The sequence below is a fragment of the Variovorax sp. efr-133-TYG-130 genome (assembly GCF_030208835.1).
Classification (GTDB): domain Bacteria; phylum Pseudomonadota; class Gammaproteobacteria; order Burkholderiales; family Burkholderiaceae_C; genus Variovorax.
On the sequence record NZ_JARVTD010000018.1, the window covers coordinates 77775 to 99479 of the forward strand.

The following is a 21705-nucleotide window of genomic DNA, read 5'->3' on the forward strand; positions in this document are numbered from 1 at the left end:
GCGCATGGGCATGTCGACTGCGGCATCCAGGCCTCGGCGCCGCAAGCCCGGGCGCGTCGCCGCAGCAGCCGTCCTGCTCGCGATCGCCGCCGGCTTCGTATTCACGGCCGCGATCGACATGAAGAACCCGGTGTTCCTCGTCCGGTTTCTGTTCACGCCAAGATCGGAAGTAGAGGCGCTGTACGACACCCGCATGATCGCCGCGTCTTCGCAACCACGCCCGATTGCCGAGCAGTTGCAGCCTCTTGCCAAGACCGTACCTTGGAAGGGCAACAACATGGACATCGTGAGCGTGCTGCGGGCGACCCGGACCAATGCGTTCCTCGTGATGTGCCGCGGAACCCTGGTGAACGAGTGGTACAGCGAGCCCGGCAAGAAGACGGCGCGCGAGTCCTCGTGGTCCATCGCCAAGTCCGTCTTGAGCCTTCTCGTCGGGCAGTTGATCGCCGAGGGCAAGCTGTCCGAAGACACGAAGCTGGTGGCGGTGCTGCCCGAGTTCGCCGCCGGCGGCAAGTTCGATGAGATCACCGTGCGCGACCTGCTCGACATGAAGAGCGGCATCGACGTGACCGAGGACTACGCCGAATACAAGCCATTCACCGGTGTCGCCGGCATGCAGATCACCACCGACCTTCGCGCCTATGTGATGAAGCACCGCACGCTCGCCTTCGCGCCTGGAAGCCGGTCGTCGTACCGCAGCATCGACGCGCAGTACCTGTCGATGATGGTGGCGCGGATAGAAGGCGAGCCCATTGCGAAGGTGCTCGAGCGCCGGCTGTGGCAGCCGCTCGGCGCGCAGGACGAGGCGAGCTGGAACCTCGATCACGCAGGCGGCATCGAGCGCGGCTTCGGCAACCTGAACGCCACGCCGCGCGATTTCGCCAAGCTCGGCCTGCTCGCGCTCGCGGGCGGCAAGGTCGGCGGGCGCACATTGGTCTCTCCCGCATGGATGGCCCGCATCACCACACCCGTGGCCGAGGCGGAGCCCGGCTGGATGTACGCGGCGCTGTGGTGGCACCCGCCCGGCCACGAAAAGAATCGCGACTACAGCGCGATCGGCGTCTACGGCCAATACGTCTACGTCAACCCCGCACGCTACACCGTCGTGGTGAAGCTCAGCGACTACGGCTCGCAGCAGGACGAGGCGGAAACGATCGACGTGTTTCGCGCCGTGGCCGAAGAGTGCCACTGAGCCCGGTGCGAGTCGGGTGTGGGGCCGGCCTCAGACCGCCGCGCTGCCGCCCTTCTGGAGCTGCCTCTCGATGGCGCCCTTGTCGAGGATCGACAGCACCTCCACGATCTTCGCGTCCTTGAATTCGTAGAACACGTTCTCGGCAAACGAGACGGTTCTTCCGTTCACCGGCAAGCCGAGAAAACTGCCCTTCGGCGCGCAGTCGAACTGCAGCCGGCTGGCCACGCGGGGCGGCTCGGCAACGAGCAGCTCTATGCGAAAGAAGAGATCCGGAATCGCTGCGTAGTCCTGCTCCAGCATTTCGCGGTAGCCCGACAGTCCGAGCAGCCGGCCGTTGTGCTTCACCTCGTCGTGAACGAAGCGGCCCAGGCTCGGCCAGTCCTTTGCGTTGAGGCAGGCGATGTAGCTGCGGTAGACACTGGAAAGGTCGGTAGTGGTCATGGCTGCGGCTGCTCCTTGGCGTGAACAATAGCGTCTCACACGAGGTGGGAAGCCAGCAGCTCGCGGGCCTTGCTGACGAACGCGGTCTCTCCCCGCCGCGCCGGCAGGAACTGGAACGCCACCTTCGGCAGTGCCGGCAGCCCGTGCGGCGTCGGCAGACGCGCCACGCCCTCGCTGATCGCGGATTCGTTGAGGCAGGCCACGCCCAGCCCCGCGGCCAGCGCCGACTGCAGCCCGGCCACGCCCGAAGCCACGTGCGCGAGCGAGTAAGCCACGCGCCGCCGACGCAGCAGCGCGACGGTGAACTGGTGCAGCGAGCAGGTGTCGGGCAGCACCAGCAGCCGCACCGGCTCGCCGCGCACGAGGCGCATGCCCGATGCGCCGAGCCACGCCAGCGACTCGCGCCGCAGCACCGGCGCGCGCGGCTGCACAGCGGACACGCCGGCGATGTTCATCCCGAGGCCCACGTCGAAATCTCCTCGTGCATAGGCCGCACGCAGGTCGTCGCTTTTCAGGATGCTCACGTGCAGCCGCACGCGCGGGTAGCTTTCGCCGAGCCGCCCCAGCAGCCGCGTGAGGTCCGCGGGGCGGAAGTAATCGGTGACGGCCAGTCGAAGCTCGCCCTGCAGCACTTCGCCATGCAGGTCGCGGAACGCCTCGTCGCTCAGCGCCAGGATGCGCCGCGCGTGGGCCAGCAGGCGGATGCCTGCCTCCGTGGGCGACACGCCGGCCTTGCTGCGCGTGAGCAGCGATTGCCCTGCACGTTCCTCCAGCTTGCGAATCTGCTCGCTGACCGAAGACTGGGAGAGAAACACGCGCGGCGCGGCCGCGGTGAGACTGCCCGCGTCGATCACCGCGGCGAAGGTGCGTAGCTGCTCGAGGTCGAAGCCTTGCATGGTCAATCCATCCGTTTATCCGATTGAAGACATCATATCTTCCCGCTTTTTCGATGATGAGAGGGCGCCCACAATCACCCCATCGACCCACCATTCACCAAGGAGCCAGCCATGCCCCACATCGTCGTCCACCTCTCCGGCGAACCCGACGCCGCCCTCACCCGCAAGACCGTCGACACGGTCGCCGAACTGACGCAGAGCGTGCTCGGCAAGCAGTTGCCGGTCATCGCCGTCACGGTGCAGTACATCGCCGCTGACGCCTGGTTCATCGGCGGCCAGTCGCTGGCTTCGCTGGGCAAGTCGGCCTTTCACCTGGACATCAGCGTCACCGACGAGACCAACACCAAGGCCGAGAAGGCGCGCTACCTGCGCGAGGTGCATGCGGCCATGGCGAAGATCCGGCCCGACCTGCACGAGGTGTCGTACATCCACGTGATCGACGCGCGCGCCGCGGCCTACGGCTATGGCGGTCAGACGCAGGAGTACCGGCACCAGCAGGCCGGCGTCTGAGTCGTTGAAGCATCCCCGGGGGCATGGCACCATGCCGCCATGCCCTCCGGAAAATCCCTCGCCGACAGCCTCGGCAACCCGCTCACCCTCGACGACTCGGCCAGCCTGCCGCTGATCGACGACTTCGTCATGGGCTTCATCTCGACCGAGGCCCGCGCCGTCAACCTGCTGGCGGCAGCCGACGCCGACCCGAGCCCCATCGTGCAGGCCTACTGCGCCACGCTGCACCTGTTCGCGGAATCGCGCGAGGCCGTGGCCAACGCGCGGCCCTTCCTCGACAAGGCGCTGGCCGGCGCCGCGCGCGCCACGCCGCGCGAGCGGCGCTACATCGCGGCCATCGAGGCATGGGCGCAGGGCGACATCGCCCGCGCCATCGCGCTTCATGCGGAGCAGGCGCGCGAGTATCCGCGCGACCTGGTGTCGGTCAAGCTCGGCCAGTACCACTGCTTCAACACCGGCGACTGCCCCGGCATGCTGCGGCTGGCGCTGGCCGTGCTGCCGCATGCGGCGGACGTGCCCTATGTGCACGGCATGGCCGCCTTCGGCTACGAGCAGTGCCATCTGATGCGCGAGGCCGAAGCCAGTGCGCGCCAGGCCATCGGCATGTGCCGCAAGGAGCCGTGGGCGCACCACGCGCTGGCGCACGTGATGCTCACCGAAGGCCGGCTCGCCGAGGGGCTGGCCTTCATGAAGAGCGTGAGCGACACATGGACCGGGCTCAACTCGTTCATGGTCACGCACAACTGGTGGCACGTGGCGCTGTTCCTGATCGACCTGGGCCATGACGCCGAGGCGCTCGCGGTGTACGACCAGCACGCCTGGGGCGTGGTCAAGGACTACTCGCAGGACCAGATCGGTGCGGTCTCGCTGCTGGCCCGGCTGGAGCTTGCGGGCATCGATGTCGGCATGCGATGGAACGACGTGGCGGGCTACCTGCTGCAGCGCCAGGCCGACCATGTGCTGCCTTTTCTCGACCTGCAGTACCTCTACGGCCTTGCGCGTGCCGGCAGGCCCGAGGCCGATGCGCTGCTGCGCAACATCGAGGCCTTTGCGCCCAACGCGCCGCTCTCGACGCGCGCCGCCTGGCAGCGCGTGTGCGTGCCGGCCGCGCACGGGCTGGTGGCGCATGCGCGCGGCGATCTCGCGGGCGCCATCGAAGGGCTGGGCACGGCGCTGCCACGCATGATCGAGATCGGCGGCAGCCATGCGCAGCGCGACCTGTTCGAGCAGCTCTACCTTGCCGCGCTGGTGCGCACCGGCACGGAGGCTTCGCTGACGGGGGCGCAGGGCATCCTGCAGCAGCAGCTCAACGGCCAGCCCGAGTCGCTGCGCCTGCGCCGGCAGACGGCCGCTGTCTACGAGCGGCTGGGGCTGGGCCAGCTCTTGCGGGGCTGAGCGGGCGGGGGGACGCTCAGTCCTTGTTCTTCAGGTGCCGCGTCTGGTCGTAGGTCGGCTGCGGCGGCAGGTCGGCCAGATGCCGCGTGTCGGCCCAGTCGACGATCTCGATCTCTTCGGGCCTTGCGGGGTCGGCGATGCGGATGCGGTTGAAGCCCGCGTTGGGAATCTCGCTGCGGCGCGGTCCGCTCAGGCTCAGGCCGCGCGCGGTGCGCCACACCATGTCGAGCACGCCGCCGTGGGTGACGACGATCAGGTACCGGCCCTTGTGCGCGGCGGCGATGTTGCCCAGCGCCGCGATGATGCGGGTGTGGAACTCGCGCGGCGTTTCGCCCTCGGGCATGGCGTGGTCCTCGCGGAACTCCAGCCACTCCTCCCAGGCGCGCGGATGCTGGCTCTGGATCTCGTCGGAACGCATGCCCTCGGCCACGCCGAAGAACTGCTCGCGCAACGCCGCCGAGGTGACCACCGGCAGCGACAGCTGCTGCGCGCCCGGTGCCGCGGTCTGCTGCGCGCGCATCAGGTCGCTGCTCAGGATGTGCTGCACCGCGGTTTCGCTGGCCAGCCGCAGGCCGAGGCGGCGGGCCTGCTCATGGCCGATGTCGTTGAGCGGGACGTCGGCATGGCCCTGGAAGCGCAGTTCGCGGTTCCAGGCGGTCTCGCCGTGGCGGATGAGGATCAGGTCGGTGGTGGAGTCGGGTTTGGGCGTGGGCATTGCGCCCATTTTCCACGCTGGGCGTGACGGCTCAGGCGTTTGCCGCGACCAGCTGTTGCAAGGCCGCCACCGCAGCGGCGGGCGAGGCCGTGCCCAGTCGCATGGGCGACGGCGTGAGCAGCGCCAGCACCCAGCCGATGATGCAGCCGCCGACGATGGCGCAAACCACCACCACGGCCGTGTACGGCACCGCCTTGTCGGGCGGGCAGCGCATGAGCACCGGCAGGCCGGTGTAGAGCAGGTAGATGCCGTAGAGCGCCGCGAGCGCGCCGATGATCGACAGCGAAGGCAGCAGGCTGAAGACCCCGCCCACGAAGGCCGCGGTGCTGGCATAGGCCGACAGCTTGAGCGCGCCGATCTGGCTCCGCGTGCCCTCGAAGGTCGGCGCCATCGCGTCGATGATGAGCGCGAGCACGAACACCATCACCAGCGACAGCACATAGCCCACGACCATGTGCGCGAGCCCGGAGACGATCGGCACGCGGAAGCTGATGCCGAAGGCGCCGACGCCGATGAGCGAAAGGCCGATGAAGCTCGCCACCGCCGGTATCAGCGCGAGGATCATCACGTAGTTCCTGTAGAGCGACGCCGGGTCGGCCGGCTCGGCATCGATCACCGGCCAGGTCGCCTTGGGCTTGAGCAGGATGGACTGCACGCGTTCGACCAGATTCATTTTTCGGAGTCCTTCGACATGTGCCGCAAAGTATGTCGACCGGAGGCTGCCGTGGCTGCTGGCCATGAAGCCTATGACGTTACGCCGGTGGCCGCGATCGCGCAGAATCCATGCATGCCAAATCTAGTCCTGCTGCCCGGCCTCGCCTGCGACGAGCGCATCTGGGAAGCCCAGATCCCCGCCCTTCCCTCCGTCTTCGACACCCGCGTGAGCGATGCCCAGCGGCACAACGGCACCATCGAGGGCATGGCCGCCGCGGTGCTGCGCGACAACCACGGCCCGCTGGTGCTGTGCGGCGCGTCGATGGGCGGCATGGTCGCGATGGAAGCGGCCCGCCAGGCGCCCGAGCGCATCGCCGGGCTCGCCCTGCTGGGCACCAGCGCGCGGCCCGAGACGCCCGAGATGTTCACGCTGCGCGAAGGCGCCATCGAGTACTTCGAGCGCGGCGAGTTGCGCGACGTGATCGAGCCGAACGTCTACTTCGCCTTCCACCCCGCGCAGGCGGCCGATGAAGTGCTGGTGCGGCGCTACCTCGACATCGTGCTGGGCGCGGGCGCGCAGCAGCTCATCAGCCAGAACCGCGCCGTGATGCGGCGGCCCGACGCGCGGCAGCACCTGGGCTCGGTGCGTGCGCCGGTGCTGCTGATGTGCGGCGACGACGACAAGCTCGCGCCGCCTGAGTGCACCCGTGAGATGGCCGCGCTGCTGCCGCAGGCCGAGGTGGTGTGGGTGCCCGCCTGCGGCCACATGCTGACGATGGAGAAGCCGGAACTCGTCAACGCCGCATTGAACGGCTGGCTCGCGAAGCACTTCGGCTGAGCCTCGCGGCCGCTCTCGTGGCGATCGCCGACGGCGGGTGTGAGCGCTTCCGAGCGCGCCCTGGGGTCAGGCCGACGACCGCACCGCGATACCTTCGGACTGCAGCCGCTCGCGGATGCGGCGCGCGAAAGCCAGCGCATGGGCGCCGTCGCCATGCAGGCACACGGTCTGTGCGTTAACGGGCACGACGCTGCCGTCGATGGCCGTCACGCGGCGGTCCCGCGCCATCGAGAGCGTCTGCGCGATCGCGCGCTCTTCGCTGTCGATGAGCGCGCCGGGCTGGCTGCGCGGCACGAGGCTGCCGTCGGGCATGTAGCCACGATCCGCGAACACCTCCTCGACGGGCACCAGGCCGGCACTGCGGGCGGCGTCGATCATGCGGCTGCCCGCGAGGCCGAAGAACCTGAGCGTGGGGTCGAAGCGGCGCACCGCCTCGCACAGCGCGTCGGCGAGCTCCGGTTCCTTCGCGGCCTGGTTGTAGAGCTGGCCGTGGGCCTTCACGTGCGACAGCCTGCCGCCCTCCGCCTTCACGATGGCCGCCAGCGCGCCGATCTGGTAGAGCACGTTGGCCACGATCTCGTCGGGCGGCAGGTGCATGGTGCTGCGGCCGAAGTTCTCGCGGTCCGGAAAGCTGGGGTGCGCGCCGATGGCCACGCCGTGGCGCATGGCCCAGCGCACGCACTGCTGCATGGTCTTGGCGTCGCCGGCGTGCCAGCCGCAGGCGATGTTGGCGGAGCTCACCAGCGCGAGCAGTTCTTCGTCGCTGCCGGCGCCTTCGCCGAGGTCTGCGTTGAGGTCGATGTGCATGGGGCGTTTCCTTTGCGGAAAGTCTATGCCCTGCCCGGCCAGCATGTAGCGGCCAACCCCTGCGCCACCTGCGCAAGATAGCGCTGCTGCTGCGCCCATGCGGCCAGCGCCTGCGGCTGGTCGACCTGCACCAGCCGCAGCATGCCGTTCAGCGGCGCCTGCGCCAGCTTCCAAAGGTCGGCGCGGATCACCACGCCGATGCGCGGGTAGCCGCCGGTGGTCTGCGCATCGCCCATCAGGATGATCGGCTGGCCCGACGGCGGCACCTGCACCGTGCCGGGGATGACGCCCGACGACAGCATGTCGCCGCCGCGCTTGCGCTTGAGCTCGGCGCCCGCGAGCCGGCTGCCCATGCGGTTGCTCTGCGGCGTGATGCGCCACCGCTCCCCCCACAGCAGTTCGCGCGCGGCCAGGGTGAACTGCTCGAACTCGGGGCCGGGCAGCACGCGCAGGGCGATCGCGCCGTCGGCTTCCGTGGGGCCCCAGTCCGGCCCGCGCACGCCGAAGGGGCGGCGGGCGAGCTGTGCGGCGTCGAGCCTGGGCGTGCCCAGCGGCAGGCGGTCGCCCTTGCGCAGCGGGCGCCCATGGTGGCCGCCGAAGCCGGCCTTCAGGTCGGTGCTGCGCGAGCCCAGGATCTGCGGCACGTCGATGCCGCCCGCCACCGCGAGCCAGCTGCGCAGCCCGGCTTTCGCCGCGCCAGGCGAGTTCGCGCCGGAGAGCTTCAGGACCTGGCCGGCCGCCACCGGCACGCTCCAGCAGGCGCGCAGCGGCACGCCGTCGAGCCTGGCCGTGAAGTCGTCGCCGGTCAGCGCGATGCGCGTGGCGGCTTCGAAGCGAAGCTCGCAGCCGCCCATGGTGAGTTCGAGGCCCGCGGCGCCGTCGGCGTTGCCCACGAGCCGGTTGGCCAGCGTGAGCGACAGCACGTCGAGCGCGCCGCCGGGGCAGATGCCGAGCTGGCGATGGCCGTGCCGCCCCAGGTCTTGCACCGACGCAAGCAAGCCGGGTTTCTGGACGACGATCATGCCTGCACGCTTTCCGCGACGAAGCGCACGCGGTCGCCGGGGCGCAGCAGCGTGGGCGGTGCGGCCTTGGGGTCGAACAGCTCGAGCGGGGTACGCCCGATCAGTTGCCAGCCGCCGGGCGAGGCCAGCGGGTAGATGCCGGTCTGCTCGCCGCCGATGCCGACCGAACGCGCGGGCACCGCGGTGCGCGGCTCCGCCCGGCGCGGCGTGGCGAGTTCGGGTGGCAGGCCGCCCATGAAGGCGAAGCCCGGCAGGAAGCCGAGCAGGTACACGACGTATTCGCCCGCGCTGTGGCGCCGCACCACCTCGGCCGGCGTGAAGCCGGTGTGCGCCGCGACGTCGGCCAGGTCGGGCCCGTGCTCTCCGCCGTAGGCCACCGGGATCTCGACCAGCCGGCCCAGGGCGCCGCCGGACGGCAGCTTCGGCCAGGCTTCGAGCACGTGGGCCGTGAGGGTGTCGAGATCGATCGCGGTCGGGTCGAAGGTCAGCGTGAGGTTGTTCATGCCCGGCAGCGTCTCGCCGACGCCCGGCCATTGGCGCGCACGCTCGGCGAGCGCCCAGATGCGCTGCTGCTGCGCCAGCGTGGCGGGCGCCGGCAGCTCGCACAAGAGCGCTGCATCGCCCAGGAGATGCAGCCGGGGCGGCGGGGTGCCGCTCATCGAGGCTTATTCACGGCCGAGGCTGCGAACCTTGGCGGCGAGTTGCTGCTCCACGTTGGGAGAGACGAACTTGTGGACCTCGCCGCCGAGCATGGCGATCTCGCGCACGAAGGTGCTGGAGATGAACTGGTACTTGTCGCTGGGGGTCAGGAACACGGTCTCGACGTCGGGCATCAGCGAACGGTTCATGCCCGCGAGCTGGAACTCGTAGTCGAAGTCGGTCACGGCGCGCAGGCCGCGCACCATGGCCTTGCCGCCGCGCGCGACGACGAAGTCGCGCAGCAGGCCGGAGAAGCTCTCGACAGTGACCTGGTCGCTGTAGGGCTTCACCGCCTCGCGGGCCATGTCCATGCGCTCGGACAGCGTGAAGAGCGCCTTCTTGTGGTGGCCCGCCGCGACGGCGACGATCACCTTGGAGAAGAGCTGGGTTGCGCGCCGCACCACGTCCTCGTGACCGAGGGTGATGGGGTCGAAAGTGCCGGGGTAAACCGCGATCACGTTGCTGGCCATGGTTGCTTCTTCCTCATGCTGCCGATGCGGCTTGTTCGGCGGATTATGCAGTCCCCTCCGGAGCGGGCCGAAGCAGATGGGCATGCACGGCGCCGGCCTTCAGGTAACGGAAGCCGGCGAGGCCGAAGGCGGCGAGCTCTTCGTCGCTCCAGCGGCGCGGCGCCTCGAGGTACACCGAGCCCCCGGCACGCAGCGCGCGCGCGGCGGCGCGCAGGGCGGGCTCGTAGAGCGCGGTGCTGTCGAACGGCGGATCGAGGAACACGGCGTCGAGGCTGCCGGCGGGGGTGCGCTCCAGCGCGGTCACGCCGTTGCCGCGCTCGATGCGCACGGCCTCGGCCGACAGCTTGGCCTTGGCGGCCTGCAACTGCGCGACCAGCGCGGCGTCCTGCTCGCACAGCAGCACGCTGGCGGCGCCGCGCGAGGCGGCTTCCAGGCCCAGCGCGCCGGTGCCGGCGAAGGCGTCGACGCAGTGCCAGCCCGGCAGCTCGCCGCCGCCGGCCCCGGCCAGGCTCGCGAGCCAGTTGAAGAGGGTTTCGCGCACGCGGTCGGGCGTGGGGCGCAGGCCGGGCTTGTCGGCCACGGCGAGGCGGGTGCGCTTCCATTCGCCGCCGATGATGCGCACCTCGCTGGGCTTCGATGGGCGCCTGGTTGCGGCGGGACGGGCGGCTGGGGCGGCTTTCTTCTGGGGCATGCGGCGAGCTTAACGCCCGGCGCCCCTCGGCCCGGAGCCCGCTTCAGAGCCCGCTGAAGGCGCGATGGGCCAGCATGGCGGCCAGCAGGAGCATGGTGCCGCCGATGAGCCCGTCGAGCATCTGCCAGGCGCGCGGCCGGGCGAACACCGGCGCGAGCAGGCGTGCACCGAAGCCCAGCGAGGTGAACCACAGCGCGCTGGCCGTGGCCGCGCCCGCCACGAACCAGACCTTCAGCAGCCCCGCGTACTGCGCGCCGGCACTGCCCACGAGCAGCACGGTGTCGAGGTAGACATGCGGATTGAGCAGCGTGAAGCCCGCAGCCTGCGCGACCACGGCCGCGCGCGACAGCGACACGCCCTGCGCGCTGGCCTGCAGCGCGGCGGGCCGGCGCGAACGCCACAGGGCCTTCAGTCCATAAGTGCAGAGAAAGACGGCGCCGAATGCCGCCAGCACGGTCGCCAGCATCGGGCGGCCCTTCAGCGCCTGCGCCATGCCGGCCACCCCGGCGCCGATCAGCACAGCGTCGCTGGCCGCGCAGAACAGCACCACTGCGCCCACGTGCTCGCGGCGCAAGCCCTGGCGCAGTACATAGGCGTTCTGCGCGCCGATGGCGACGATGAGGACCAGGCTCATGAGGAGCCCGTTGGCGAAGGCGGGGGTGGCTTGTACGGCTTGCATGGTCCGAGCTTGCAGCCTGCGCGCAGTTAATTCAAACTAAACTTTCTAACGCCGATTCAGTTTTACTTCATCTCCATCATGCTCGACTATGCCGCCCTGAACGCCCTTGCAGCCGTCGTGCGCGAGGGCAGCTTCGAACGCGCGGCCCGCGCGCTCCACGTCACGCCGTCGGCGGTGTCGCAACGCATCAGGCAGCTCGAAGAGCGCACCGGCGGCGCCTTGCTCGTGCGCGGCCAGCCCTGCGTGGCGACCGAGGCGGGACTGCAGCTGTGCCGGCATGTCGAGCGCGTGGGCATGCTGGAGCACGAACTGCGCGACGCCATGCCCGTGCTGGGCATGGGCAGTGGCGAGGCCGGCGACGAACGGCTGACGGTGCGCGTGGCCGTCAACGCCGACAGCCTGGCGACCTGGTTCATCGCGGCGGCGGCAGCCTTCACCGCGCAGGCACGGACGGTGCTGCTCGACCTCACGGTGGACGACCAGGACCACACGGCCGAGCGGCTGCGCAGCGGTGCGGTGCTGGCGGCCGTCACGGCGCTGGCAAAGCCGGTGGCGGGCTGCAACAGCGAGGCGCTGGGCACGGTGCACTACGTGGCGGCCGCGAGCCCGGCATTCGTGCGCGACCATTTCGCCAAGGGCGTGGGTGCGCGCACGCTGGCGAACGCGCCGAGCCTGGTGTTCGACCGCAAGGACCGGCTGCAGGCGCGCTGGGTGCGGCGCATCTGCCACCGCAATGTCGAGACGCCGCGGCACTGGGTGCCCTCGCCCACTGCTTTCGTCGAGGCGGCGTGCGCCGGCATGGGCTGGGGCATGCACCCGGCCAGCATGGTGGCCGGCGCCATCCGCGAAGGCAGGCTGGTGGAGCTGGTGCCCGGGTCGACGCTGCCGGTGCCGCTCTACTGGCAGCAGGCGCGCGCGGCACCGCGCCTGCTGGAAAAACTGGGCGCCGCCGTTCGCGCGGCCGCCAGCCAGGGGCCGCACGCCCTGGCCTAGTCGCTTTACTGCGGCTGCGCCTTGGCGGAGGCCTGGGCGGGCTTGCCGCCCACCACCACCGTCACCATGCGCTCCGGCTGCAGCTTGCGCTGGAAGGCGGCCTTGATGTCTGCCGCCGTGACCGCGTTCATGCGCGCAGTCCATGTGTCGAGATAGTCCAGCGGCAGGTCGTGCCAGGCGATGTTGGCCACGTTGCCGATCAGCTTGCGGTTGCTGTCGAGCAGCAGCGGGAAGCCGCCGATCACGTTGTCCTTGGCGGCCTTCAGCTCGCTGGCGGTCGGGCCTTCGGCCACGAACTTCGCGAGCACCTCGCGCGACACCTTCACCGCTTCCTCGGCCTGGTCGGGCCGGGTCTGGAAGCCGATGCGGAACGCGCCCGCCTCGAGCCCCGGCGCGAAGCCGCTGTAGATGCTGTAGGTGAGCCCGCGCTTCTCGCGCACCTGGTCGGTCAGCCGCGACACGAAGCCGCCGCCTCCGAGCACGTAGTTGCCCAGCGTGAGCGCGAAGTGGTCCGGGTCCTTGCGCGGATAGCCGGGCTGGCCGATGAAGACATGGGCCTGCGCCGAGTCGAACGGAATGCGCTCTTCCTTCGGCGCGGTCAGCGCGGCCACGGGCGCGATGGCCGGCAGCGGCGTGCAGGCCTCCGGCCCGGGCAGGCGCGACAGCAGCGTGTTGGCGAGCGTCTCGGCCTCGGCGCGCGTGACGGCGCCGACGATGCTGAGCTTGGCGCGGCACGGCACCATCAGCTGCTCGTAGCGCTGGCGCATGGCGGCGGTGTCGATGCGCGCCAGCGTTTCCTCGGTCACTTCCTGGCCGTAGGGATGCGTGCCGTACACCGTCTGCGCGAAGGCGCGGCCCGCAACGGTCGCGGGCTTGGTGTTGGCCTCCTTGATGGCGGCGTTGATGCGCTCGCGCTCGCGCTGCCACACGTCGTCGGGGAAGGCCGGCTCGCCGATCTCGCGCGAAGCCAGCACGACGGCCTTGTTCAGCAGCGCCGGGTCGGACAGCGTGCGCAGCGAATAGCTGGTGCGGTCGGTGCCGGCGCTCACGTCGAAGCTGGCGCCCAGGTCGGCCCAGGCTTCGCCGAGGGCATTCTGGTCGAGCGCGGGCTCGCCGCCCTTGCCTGCGCGCACGCCCTTCTCGACCATCGCGGCCGTGGTGCTGGCGAGGCCGGCCTGCGGTGCCGGGTCGCGTCGGCTGCCGGCATCGAAGTCGAGCTGCATGTCGACGATCGGCAGCGCGTTGGTCGACACCAGATAGATCTTGGCGCCGTTGGCGAGCGTCCAGTGCTGGATGGGCAGCGCGGCATGCGCGCCGGTCATGCCCGTGAGGGCCGCCACGCCTGCGAACAGCAGGGCGCATGCGGTTTTCTTGAGAGTCTTCGTCATGGAATCGGGACCTTTCAGCGCAGCTCGCCCGCGGGCGCAGCGAAACCGCGGCCGCGCTTGGCCTCGGGCGGCAGGGGCCGCAGCGTGGCGACCGTGAGCTGGTCGTCGCCGAAATACTTCGCGGCCACGGCCTGCACCTGCGCGGCCGTGACGGCTTGCAGCCGCGCGACGATGCGTTCGCTGGCGTCCAGCGGCAGTCCCTGGATCCAGTTGCTGCCGAGTTCGCGCGCCTGCGCCATCACCGAGTCGCGCTTGTAGGTTTCGCTCGCCACCCATTGCGTCTTGACCCGGGCCAGCTCCGCTTCGCCCACGCCTTCCTTGGCGATGCGCGCCACCTGCGCGCGCAAGGCGGCCTCGACCGCCTCGGCGCTCTTGCCGGCGGCCGGCACGCCTTCGAGCACGAAGAGCTGCGGGCCGCGGCCGATGAAGCCCGCATAGGCGCCGGCCGAATCGGCGACGCGGTCGGGGCCCTGTGTGAGCGCGCGGTCGAGCCGCGCGCCGGCATAGCCGTCGAGTACGGCGGACAGCACCACCAGCGCCCAGGAGTCGCTGTTCACGTCGTCGATGTTGGCGATCTGCGGCACGCGGTAGGCCAGCGACACATAGGCCTGCTCGGCGGGCGCCTTGAATTCGAGGCGGCGGATGCCGCGCTGCACCGGCTCCACGCGCGGCTTGCGCACGGGCACCGCGCGCGAAGGGATGCGGCCGTAGTACTTCTCGGCCATCGCGCGGACCTGGGCCACGTCGACGTCGCCGGCCACCACCAGCACGGCGTTGGCGGGCACATACCAGCGCTGGTGGAAGTCGCGCACGTCGGCCGGGGTCATGGCGTCGAGGTCGCTCATCCAGCCGACTACGGGGCGGTGGTAGGGCGACGCGATGAAGACGGCGGCGTTCTGCTGCTCGCCGAGCAGGGCGCGCGGCTGGTCTTCGGTGCGCAGGCGGCGCTCTTCCTTGACTACTTCGATCTCGCGCTTGAACTCGTCGTCGGGCCACTGGTTGTTGGCGAAGCGGTCGGATTCGAGCTTCATCACCTGCTCGAGGCTGCCGACCGGGATCTGCTGGTAGTAGCCGGTGTAGTCGCGGGTGGTGAAGGCGTTTTCCTGGCCGCCGAGGGCCGCCACGCGGCGCGAGAACTCGCCGGGCTTGATGTCCCTGGTGCCCTTGAACATCATGTGTTCGAGCGCATGTGCGACGCCGGAGGTGCCGTCGACTTCGTCGAGGGAGCCGACGCGCACCCAGACCATCTGCACCGCCGTGGGCGAGCGCCGGTCGGGCTGGACGATCAGCGTCATGCCGTTGGCAAGGGTGAATTGCTGGGGTCCCGGCGCAGCCGCGGCGGCGGCGGACGAAGCGGCGGGGGCCGGAGTGGACTGGGCCTGCGCAGGCATGGCCCACGGCGCCACGAGCGCCATCGCCAGCACCGCACCAGACGCAGCACGGCGTGGCGGGAGGTGTTTCATAGAATGGGTCGGATTGTAAAAAGCTCCTGATGTTCAGTTTCTTCAAGAAAAAACCGCCTGCCGATGCCCCGGTCGCGCCGGCGCCCCCTCCGGCCGCCGCGCCAGCGCCCGCCCCGGAGCCCGCGCCCACGCGCTCGATGTTCTCGCCTTCGAGCTGGTTCGGCTCGAAGCCTGCGGCGGAGGAAGCGCCTGCGGCGCCTGCGCCTGCGCCGGCCCCTGCTCCAACGCCCGCTCCGGCACCAGCACCTGCACCGGCACCGGCCGCCCCTGCGCCGGTCGTCGCGGCGCCGGCGCCAGCCCCGGTGGTGGCCGCTCCGCCTGCGGCACTGGCGCCCGTCTTCGCTCCCGCGCCAGCTCCCGCGCCTGCCCCCGTCCCGGCTCCCTCCCCGGCCGCCTCGGCGCCGGCGGTCCCCGAGCGCAAGAGCTGGCTCGACAAGCTCAAGACCGGCCTGCGCAAGACCGGCACTGGCATCCAGGCCGTCTTCGTCAACGCCCAGATCGACGACGCGCTCTATGAAGAGCTCGAGTCCGCCCTGCTGATGGCCGACACCGGCGTCAAGGCGACCGAGTACCTGCTCGAAGACCTGCGCGGCCGCGTCAAGCGCCAGATGGCCACCGACGCGGCCCAGGTCAAGGTCCTGCTGGCCGAGGCGATCGCCGACCTGCTCAAGCCGCTGGAGAAGCCGCTGGTCATCGGCCAGTTCACGCCCACCGTCATCATGGTGGCCGGCGTCAACGGAGCGGGCAAGACCACGTCCATCGGCAAGCTCACCAAGCACCTGGCCACCGAAGGCGCCTCGGTGCTGCTGGCCGCGGCCGACACCTTCCGGGCTGCCGCACGCGAGCAATTGCTGGTCTGGGCCGACCGCAACACGGTCGAGATCGTGAGCAACGAGGGCGGCGACCCCTCCGCCGTGAGCTTCGACGCGGTGAATGCCGGCAAGGCGCGCGGCAAGGACGTGGTGCTGGTCGACACGGCCGGCCGCCTGCCGACGCAGCTGCACCTGATGGACGAGCTCAAGAAGATCAAGCGCGTCGTCACCAAGGCCGACGCCACGGCGCCGCACGAGGTGCTGCTGGTGATCGACGGCAACACGGGCCAGAACGCGCTCGCGCAGGTCAGGGCCTTCGACGAGACGCTGGGCCTCACGGGCCTGATCGTCACCAAGCTCGACGGCACGGCCAAGGGCGGCGTGCTGTGCGCCATTGCGCGCGAAAGGCCGATCCCGGTGTACTTCATCGGCGTGGGCGAGAAGCTGGAAGACCTGGAGACCTTCGACGCGCGTGAGTTCGCGCAGGCGCTGCTCGGCTGACGCGGTCCGTGCCCCACCCATAAAAAAACGGCCCCGGCTTGCACCGGGGCCGTTTCTCTTTTCTTCTTTTCCTCTCTTCTCCCCCCTCGCCGGGTCAGAGACCGAACGGCGATGTCGGCATGCACAGGGCGGGCCCCGTGCAATTGCTGGCCTTGTAGTAGTAGTTGCGCGTCTGCGAGTTCACGATCATCGGGCCGATGAGGGCGAAGCCGGTCGCGCCCAGCGTGTTCGACTGCTCGATCTCCGCTGCCAGCGTGTCCTTCGGAACCAGCGCCTGGTAGGTGAATGTGCTGGACTGCGAAAGGTCCTTGGCGAAGATGTTCCCGAAGCTGTACGGCCCCCTGAAGCGGAAGCCGCGAGCGCCCGCCTCCTCGAACTGCGCCAGGGTCGCGCCGACGTCGGATGCGTCGTCTTTCACTTCATAGGCGAACGTGGAATTGCCGACCGAGCTTTTCTCGAAGACCGCGACCATCGCCGAGCCGAACCCGTAGGCCGGCGCGGTATTGAAGTAGCCCTCCGCGCCCTGCGCGTTGCCACGGGCGATGAAGTCGGACCTGCTGGCCGCCGCGGCCTCGGTGCGGTAGGTGTAGGTGGCGCTGGTGCCGCTGTCCTTGCGGTAGATCATCACCGGCACGTTGTTCACGCTGCTCGCGCCGGCCCAGCGATAGCCGCGCCCGCCCGCTTCGTTGGCCTGGGCTAGGAAGGCATCCGCGTCCGCCGGCGTCGCCTTCGTCTCGTAGACGTAGGTGATGTCGCCGGTCTTGTAATAGACGTTGGCGCCGGCACCGGACTGGGCCGCCGTCAACGCGCCGAGGAACCTGTAGCCCTTCGCACCTTCGGTGTTGAGGTCGTTCAGGAAAGCCGCGCCATCCGCCGGATACGGCACCTGCTCGTACAGGAAGGTGCTGGTGGCCGGCGCGGGCGCGGGCGCAGGGGCTGGCGCAGGGGGCTCCGCGGGCGGCGGAGCGGGAGCGGGAGCGGGAGCGGGAGGCGGGAGCACGCCGATGGGCGCAAAGCTGCTGCCATCGTTGCCGCCGCCACCGCAAGCCGCCAGGGCAAGCGTCGCCGCGACTGCTGCGGCTACCGCCGCGAGTCTGAACTTCATTGGGGAAAAACCTCCGGAATCCATGTGTTGTGAGCGCTCTGGCAAGAGGACTCGGACGGGGTGTCCGAGTCGCCAGTGCCCCGCTAAGTTAAAGCGCAACCACGGTATTCGCCAGTGCCGAAAGTCATTTCATCTGTCGGCTACAGATGCCATTGGCACTCAATTAATACCAATAGGTTCAAAAATCGGATCGGCTACCGGGCCGCCGCAAGTTCCGCCATCGCGCGCAGAAGCGATTCGGCGGCCACCGGCTTGAACAGCACCGGCACGCGCGATTCGCGCACGCGCTTCAGCCGGTCCGGCGAGGTTTCGCCGGTGATGAGCAGCAGCGGCGTGGCCGTTGTGCCCTGGTTCGCGGCCTGGCTCAGGCGCAAGCCGGCGTCGAGCCCGTCCGCGCCGTCGGCCAGCCGGTAGTCGCACAGCAGCAGATCGAAGGGACGCCCTTCGGCGGCGGCCTGCTTCAATGCCTCGGCCGCGGCTTCCTCGCTGTCGACGGCATGCGCATCGACGGCATGGGAGCGCAGCAGCCCCACCATGGCCTCGCGGATTTCAAGTTCGTCGTCGAGCAGCAGCACGCGCCCGGGCAACGCGGACTCGGGGTTGCCGCCACGCAGCGCCGATGCGGCCCCCGCGACGGACGCCGATGCGGCCGCCGACCGTGCCGGCGCCTTCACCGCAGGCACCACCACGCGGAAAAATGTGCCGCGCCCCGGCCGCGAATGCATCTGCACCGGATGGCCGAGCAGCCGCGACAGCCGCTGCACGATCGACAGCCCGATGCCCAGCCCGCGCGAACGGTCGCGGCCCGGATTGTTGATCTGATAGAACTCCTCGAAGATCCGGCTCGACTGTTCGGGCGCGATGCCGATGCCGCTGTCGCGCACCTCGATCCACACGGTTTCGCCGCGGTCGCGCGCCGTCACGGTCACGCCGCCGCGTGCCGTGTATTTCAGCGCGTTGTCCATCAGGTTGGACAGCATGCGGTGCAGCAGTTGCGGATCGCTGTGCACCCACAGGCCGCTGGCGAGCACGCGCAGTTGCAGCTGCTTGTGTTCGGCCCGGGCCGCGAAGGTGTGGTTGAGCGGCAGGAACAGCGCGTCGAGCTGCACCGGCTGCGGCGCCGGCGTGACCACACCCGCGTCGAGCCGCGAGACGTCGAGCATGGTGTCGAGCGATGCGCCCAGCGCATTCACCGCGCGCATCAGGCGCTCGGCATTGCGGCGCTCCGGGCGGTCGCGCAGTTCGTTTTCGAGCGCGGCGCCGAACAGCGCGATGGCGTGCAGCGGCTGGCGCAGGTCGTGGCTGGCGGCGCCGAGAAAACGCGTCTTTTCTTCGCTGGCGCGTTCGGTGGCGGCAATCTGCTCGCCGAGCCGTGCGGCAAGCGCCTCGTTCTCGAAGCGCAGCAGGAGCGACTCGGTGAGCAGCTTGTGCTGGCCGACGCCCGCATGCAGCGTCAGGAGCAGGTAGGCGGCGCCGGCCGCCGCCAGGAAGAGGTGCAGGCCGTCGCCCTGCCAGGCGAGCGCGGTGATCATGCCCAGCGACATCGGCATCGTGTAGCCGAACAGCGCCGGCTTCAGCGGCCAGAGCGACTGGGCCGCGCGGGCGCAGCTGCCGACGATCACGGCCATCAGCAGCGACGTCATGGGCAGGTTTTCGTGCGGCACGATGAGCCAGGGCACCACGGCGGTGACCATGCTCACCAGCGTGACCATGCGCGAGATCTTGCGCGCCCAGTAGGCGCTTTCGCGCGCCGGCCGCTCGGGCGTCCAGCGCGGGGTGAAGAGCACGTAGATGTCGGCGATCAGCAGCGCGGCGAGCCAGAACAGCAGGCTCGGGTCTTTCAGCTGCGAATAGATGATGGCGCCGAACACCAGCACGAACGCCATGTGCGTCAGCGTCGAGACGATGTAGGTGCTGTAGACCGAGGCGATGCTCTCGCGCAGCACCCGCTGGCCGAGCATGTAGTCGGCGGACGGCTCGCTCGGCGCCACGGTCGGTGCGCTCAAATCAGTGCAGGGTGCTGATCAGCTGGGCACGCGATCGCATGCCGAACAGCAGCAGGATGGTCGAGACGTGGTTCTTCACGGTGCCTTCGCTCAGGTTCGCAAGCTGCGCGATTTCCTTGTTCGCCTTGCCTTCGAGCACCCATTGCAGCACCTGCATCTGGCGCGGCGTGAGTTCCTGCCAGGCGCTGGCATGGGGGAATTCGGCATGGCCGGCGAGCGGCCTGGAAAAGGCCGGCGGCGGGGGTTCGGCGGCGCCGGGCGCCGAGGGGTCGAGCAGGCCGCAGGCGCGGATGAAGCTCACCACTTCCTTCAGGTCGGCCGACTTGGGCAGGAAGGCGGCCGCGCCCAGCGCCAGCACGCCCTGCGCCAGCGTGCTGTTTCCGGTGCCCGAGAGCACCACGATGCGCGCGTCGGGAAAGCGCTGGCGGAAGTCGGCCAGGCCGCTCAGGCCGCGCGTGTCGGGCAGCGCCAGGTCGAGCAGCACGAGGCCGATGGACGCCCGGTGGTTTTCGTAGAGCACCAGCGCGTCGGCCACGTTGCCGGCCTCGAAAACCTCGATGCTTGCGCCGGAGGACGCCGCCTGCGCCTGGACCAGCGCGCAGACGCCGAGGCGCAGCAGGTCGTGGTCGTCCACGACGAGGATCGCGGTGGGTGCAGGGTTGGCGGCGGGCGTGCCGGCCTCGGCGGCCGGATGCGGGGGCGTGGATGAGGTGTCGAGGGAAGCCACGCGCTTGATCTTAGCGGCGCGACGGCGCGATGAAAGTGCCCAAAGTCATTCTGTGCGTGCACCTGTAATGCTTTCAAGCTACTTTTTTGATAGCAAATACGCATCGGAAGCGCTCTTGCCATCGGGCTTTTCCGTGTGCACCATCGAAGTCCCGCCGCATCGAACGGCGCCCACGGAGACACGCCATGACGCACACCGCCGCCGCCCCGCTCGAATCGAGCGATCGCAAGGTCGACCGGCTGCTCGCCCACTACGAGGAGAGCCACCGGAACCCGACCAACGAACTGATCCATTTCGTGGCCATCCCGGCCATCATGCTGAGCATCGTCGGGCTGCTGTTCGCCATCCACCCATGGGTGGCATACGTGTTCGTGGCGGCCAGCCTCGTGTACTACGCCCTGCTGCGGGCGCCCGCCTTCCTGCTCACCATGGCCGTGCTGACCGCCATCGCACTGGCGCTGGTCCATGCGATGGGCGGCCTTGTATTGCCGATTTCGGCCGCTATCTTTGTAGTGGCCTGGATCTTTCAGTTCGTGGGCCACAAGCTGGAAGGCAAGAAACCTTCGTTCTTCGAAGACATCCAATACCTCTGGGTCGGCCCGCTGTTCGTTCTGTCGAAGCTCTTTCTCAAGCTAGGCATACGCTGGTAGCCTGGGGCTATCGGCGCGATAGAAACTCAAGGGAACCCTTGGTTTAGCACTCCCTCTAACCGAGTGCTAATATGGCCAACACAAAGGAGTTTCCCCTGATGACAACCCTGTCCGGAGTCTCTGCCAACCAGCTGGCCGTCGCCAACCCCTGGTCGATGGTTCCCCCGCTGGGCAACCTGGATGCTTACATTTCGGCCGCCAACCGCCTGCCGTTGCTCACGCTCGAAGAAGAGCAGGGCTTCGCTCGCAAGTTGCGCGACCACAATGACCTCGAATCCGCCGGCGCGCTCGTGCTGTCGCACCTGCGCCTCGTGGTCTCCATCTCCCGCCAATACCTGGGCTACGGGCTGCCGCACGGCGACCTGATCCAGGAAGGCAACGTCGGCCTGATGAAGGCCGTGAAGCGTTTCGACCCCGACCAGGGCGTGCGGCTCGTGAGCTACGCCATGCACTGGATCAAGGCCGAAATCCACGAGTACATCCTGAAGAACTGGCGCATGGTCAAGGTCGCGACGACCAAGGCCCAGCGCAAGCTGTTCTTCAACCTGCGCTCGATGAAGCAAGGCTTCAAGGCCGACTCGGCCGCGGCCGACAACGGCACGCACCGCGACACGCTGAGCCCCGACGAGGTGTCGCAGATGGCGACCCGGCTCAACGTCAAGCCTGAAGAAGTGCTCGAGATGGAAACCCGCCTGTCGGGCGGCGACGTCATGCTCGACCCGGGCCCGTCGGACGACGGCGAAGAAGCCTTCGGGCCCATCGCCTACCTGGCCGACGCCACGCAGGAGCCGACCGCCCTGCTCGAATCGCAGCAGCGCGACCGCCTGTCGAGCGACGGCATCGCCACGGCGCTCGAAGCGCTGGACGACCGCAGCCGCCGCATCGTCGAGGAGCGCTGGCTCAAGGTGAACGACGACGGCTCAGGCGGCATGACGCTGCACGACCTGGCGGACGTGTATGGCGTGAGCGCCGAGCGCATTCGCCAGATCGAAGTCGCTGCCATGAAGAAGATGAAGAAGGCCCTCGCGGACTACGCGTAAGCCTCCTCTCT

At 69.4% G+C, this 21705-nt stretch carries 23 protein-coding genes; 8 read left to right on the forward strand and 15 right to left on the reverse strand.

Translation table 11 applies throughout. From position 1 onward, the window contains the following. Positions 1 to 4 precede the first annotated feature (4 nt). Positions 5 to 1192: a serine hydrolase domain-containing protein gene (locus QRN67_RS18115; RefSeq protein WP_285412959.1), complete on the forward strand. Its 1188-nt coding sequence runs from the start codon at positions 5 to 7 to the stop codon at positions 1190 to 1192. A gap of 30 nt (positions 1193 to 1222) precedes the next feature. On the opposite strand, the gene QRN67_RS18120 is transcribed toward QRN67_RS18115, so the two are convergent. After that, a complete protein-coding gene (locus tag QRN67_RS18120; RefSeq protein WP_285412960.1) occupies positions 1223 to 1633 on the reverse strand; it encodes an ester cyclase in 411 nt (136 codons plus the stop codon). Between the two features lie 35 nt (positions 1634 to 1668). After that, positions 1669 to 2529 (reverse strand): LysR family transcriptional regulator, encoded by an 861-nt coding sequence (locus tag QRN67_RS18125; protein ID WP_285412961.1) that lies wholly within the window; start codon positions 2527 to 2529, stop codon positions 1669 to 1671. 111 nt (positions 2530 to 2640) lie between these two features. On the opposite strand from QRN67_RS18125, the gene QRN67_RS18130 reads away from it, so the two are divergent. Both QRN67_RS18130 and QRN67_RS18135 read left to right on the forward strand, forming a co-directional pair. Continuing rightward, positions 2641 to 3039, forward strand: a complete 399-nt coding sequence (locus tag QRN67_RS18130; RefSeq protein WP_285412962.1) for a tautomerase family protein — start codon at positions 2641 to 2643, stop codon at positions 3037 to 3039. Between the two features lie 39 nt (positions 3040 to 3078). Continuing rightward, on the forward strand, positions 3079 to 4434 hold the full coding sequence (locus QRN67_RS18135) for a tetratricopeptide repeat protein (protein WP_285412964.1): 1356 nt from the start codon (positions 3079 to 3081) through the stop codon (positions 4432 to 4434). A 16-nt stretch (positions 4435 to 4450) separates the two neighbouring features. Here the strand turns inward: QRN67_RS18135 and QRN67_RS18140 are convergent, their stop codons facing one another. Continuing rightward, complete coding sequence (locus QRN67_RS18140; protein ID WP_285412966.1) at positions 4451 to 5149, reverse strand: histidine phosphatase family protein; 699 nt, start codon at positions 5147 to 5149, stop codon at positions 4451 to 4453. 31 nt (positions 5150 to 5180) lie between these two features. Continuing rightward, positions 5181 to 5822, reverse strand: coding sequence for a Yip1 family protein (locus tag QRN67_RS18145; RefSeq protein WP_285412967.1), 642 nt, complete (start codon positions 5820 to 5822; stop codon positions 5181 to 5183). A 114-nt stretch (positions 5823 to 5936) separates the two neighbouring features. Here QRN67_RS18145 and QRN67_RS18150 point away from each other — a divergent pair, with 114 nt between their 5' ends. Beyond that, complete coding sequence (locus tag QRN67_RS18150; RefSeq protein WP_285412969.1) at positions 5937 to 6641, forward strand: alpha/beta fold hydrolase; 705 nt, start codon at positions 5937 to 5939, stop codon at positions 6639 to 6641. Positions 6642 to 6707: 66 nt separating this feature from the next. Here the strand turns inward: QRN67_RS18150 and pxpA are convergent, their stop codons facing one another. From pxpA to QRN67_RS18180, 6 genes are read right to left on the reverse strand one after another with little or no spacing between them, the layout of a single operon-like run. Beyond that, positions 6708 to 7448, reverse strand: a complete 741-nt coding sequence (pxpA, locus tag QRN67_RS18155; RefSeq protein ID WP_285412970.1) for a 5-oxoprolinase subunit PxpA — start codon at positions 7446 to 7448, stop codon at positions 6708 to 6710. A gap of 23 nt (positions 7449 to 7471) precedes the next feature. Continuing rightward, complete coding sequence (locus tag QRN67_RS18160; protein WP_285412971.1) at positions 7472 to 8470, reverse strand: 5-oxoprolinase subunit C family protein; 999 nt, start codon at positions 8468 to 8470, stop codon at positions 7472 to 7474. Then, positions 8467 to 9129 (reverse strand): 5-oxoprolinase subunit PxpB, encoded by a 663-nt coding sequence (gene pxpB / locus QRN67_RS18165; RefSeq protein ID WP_081269907.1) that lies wholly within the window; start codon positions 9127 to 9129, stop codon positions 8467 to 8469. The genes QRN67_RS18160 and pxpB overlap by 4 nt, the downstream gene beginning before the upstream one ends. A 6-nt stretch (positions 9130 to 9135) precedes the next feature. Next, positions 9136 to 9639 (reverse strand): pantetheine-phosphate adenylyltransferase, encoded by a 504-nt coding sequence (coaD, locus tag QRN67_RS18170; RefSeq protein ID WP_081269908.1) that lies wholly within the window; start codon positions 9637 to 9639, stop codon positions 9136 to 9138. A gap of 43 nt (positions 9640 to 9682) precedes the next feature. Then, positions 9683 to 10330, reverse strand: a complete 648-nt coding sequence (locus tag QRN67_RS18175) for an RsmD family RNA methyltransferase (protein ID WP_285412972.1) — start codon at positions 10328 to 10330, stop codon at positions 9683 to 9685. Between the two features lie 43 nt (positions 10331 to 10373). Next, entirely contained in the window at positions 10374 to 11009 is a 636-nt protein-coding gene (locus tag QRN67_RS18180; protein WP_285412973.1) for a LysE/ArgO family amino acid transporter, read from the reverse strand. Between the two features lie 78 nt (positions 11010 to 11087). Between QRN67_RS18180 and QRN67_RS18185 the strand changes: the two genes are divergently transcribed. Next, a complete protein-coding gene (locus tag QRN67_RS18185; protein WP_285412975.1) occupies positions 11088 to 12002 on the forward strand; it encodes a LysR family transcriptional regulator ArgP in 915 nt (304 codons plus the stop codon). A 5-nt stretch (positions 12003 to 12007) separates the two neighbouring features. Here the strand turns inward: QRN67_RS18185 and QRN67_RS18190 are convergent, their stop codons facing one another. Next, a complete protein-coding gene (locus QRN67_RS18190; RefSeq protein WP_503010909.1) occupies positions 12008 to 13390 on the reverse strand; it encodes a M16 family metallopeptidase in 1383 nt (460 codons plus the stop codon). Positions 13391 to 13404: 14 nt separating this feature from the next. Beyond that, positions 13405 to 14853 carry a M16 family metallopeptidase gene (locus QRN67_RS18195; protein WP_106936898.1) on the reverse strand — a complete coding sequence of 483 codons (1449 nt, stop codon included), beginning with the start codon at positions 14851 to 14853 and terminating at the stop codon, positions 13405 to 13407. A 29-nt stretch (positions 14854 to 14882) separates the two neighbouring features. Between QRN67_RS18195 and ftsY the strand changes: the two genes are divergently transcribed. After that, a complete protein-coding gene (gene ftsY / locus QRN67_RS18200; RefSeq protein ID WP_285412976.1) occupies positions 14883 to 16166 on the forward strand; it encodes a signal recognition particle-docking protein FtsY in 1284 nt (427 codons plus the stop codon). A 94-nt stretch (positions 16167 to 16260) separates the two neighbouring features. On the opposite strand, the gene QRN67_RS18205 is transcribed toward ftsY, so the two are convergent. The 3 genes from QRN67_RS18205 to QRN67_RS18215 all read right to left on the reverse strand — a co-directional run bounded on the left by QRN67_RS18205 (position 16261) and on the right by QRN67_RS18215 (position 20004). After that, positions 16261 to 17271, reverse strand: a complete 1011-nt coding sequence (locus tag QRN67_RS18205; RefSeq protein ID WP_285412979.1) for a hypothetical protein — start codon at positions 17269 to 17271, stop codon at positions 16261 to 16263. Positions 17272 to 17465: 194 nt separating this feature from the next. Continuing rightward, on the reverse strand, positions 17466 to 19232 hold the full coding sequence (locus QRN67_RS18210) for an ATP-binding response regulator (protein WP_285413011.1): 1767 nt from the start codon (positions 19230 to 19232) through the stop codon (positions 17466 to 17468). A gap of 46 nt (positions 19233 to 19278) precedes the next feature. Then, on the reverse strand, positions 19279 to 20004 hold the full coding sequence (locus tag QRN67_RS18215; RefSeq protein ID WP_285412981.1) for a response regulator transcription factor: 726 nt from the start codon (positions 20002 to 20004) through the stop codon (positions 19279 to 19281). Positions 20005 to 20189: 185 nt separating this feature from the next. Between QRN67_RS18215 and QRN67_RS18220 the strand changes: the two genes are divergently transcribed. Together QRN67_RS18220 and rpoH are read left to right on the forward strand one after the other, a co-directional pair. After that, complete coding sequence (locus tag QRN67_RS18220; RefSeq protein WP_285412983.1) at positions 20190 to 20654, forward strand: Mpo1 family 2-hydroxy fatty acid dioxygenase; 465 nt, start codon at positions 20190 to 20192, stop codon at positions 20652 to 20654. 98 nt (positions 20655 to 20752) lie between these two features. Next, positions 20753 to 21694 carry an RNA polymerase sigma factor RpoH gene (gene rpoH, locus QRN67_RS18225; protein ID WP_081269917.1) on the forward strand — a complete coding sequence of 314 codons (942 nt, stop codon included), beginning with the start codon at positions 20753 to 20755 and terminating at the stop codon, positions 21692 to 21694. Positions 21695 to 21705: the final 11 nt, after the last annotated feature.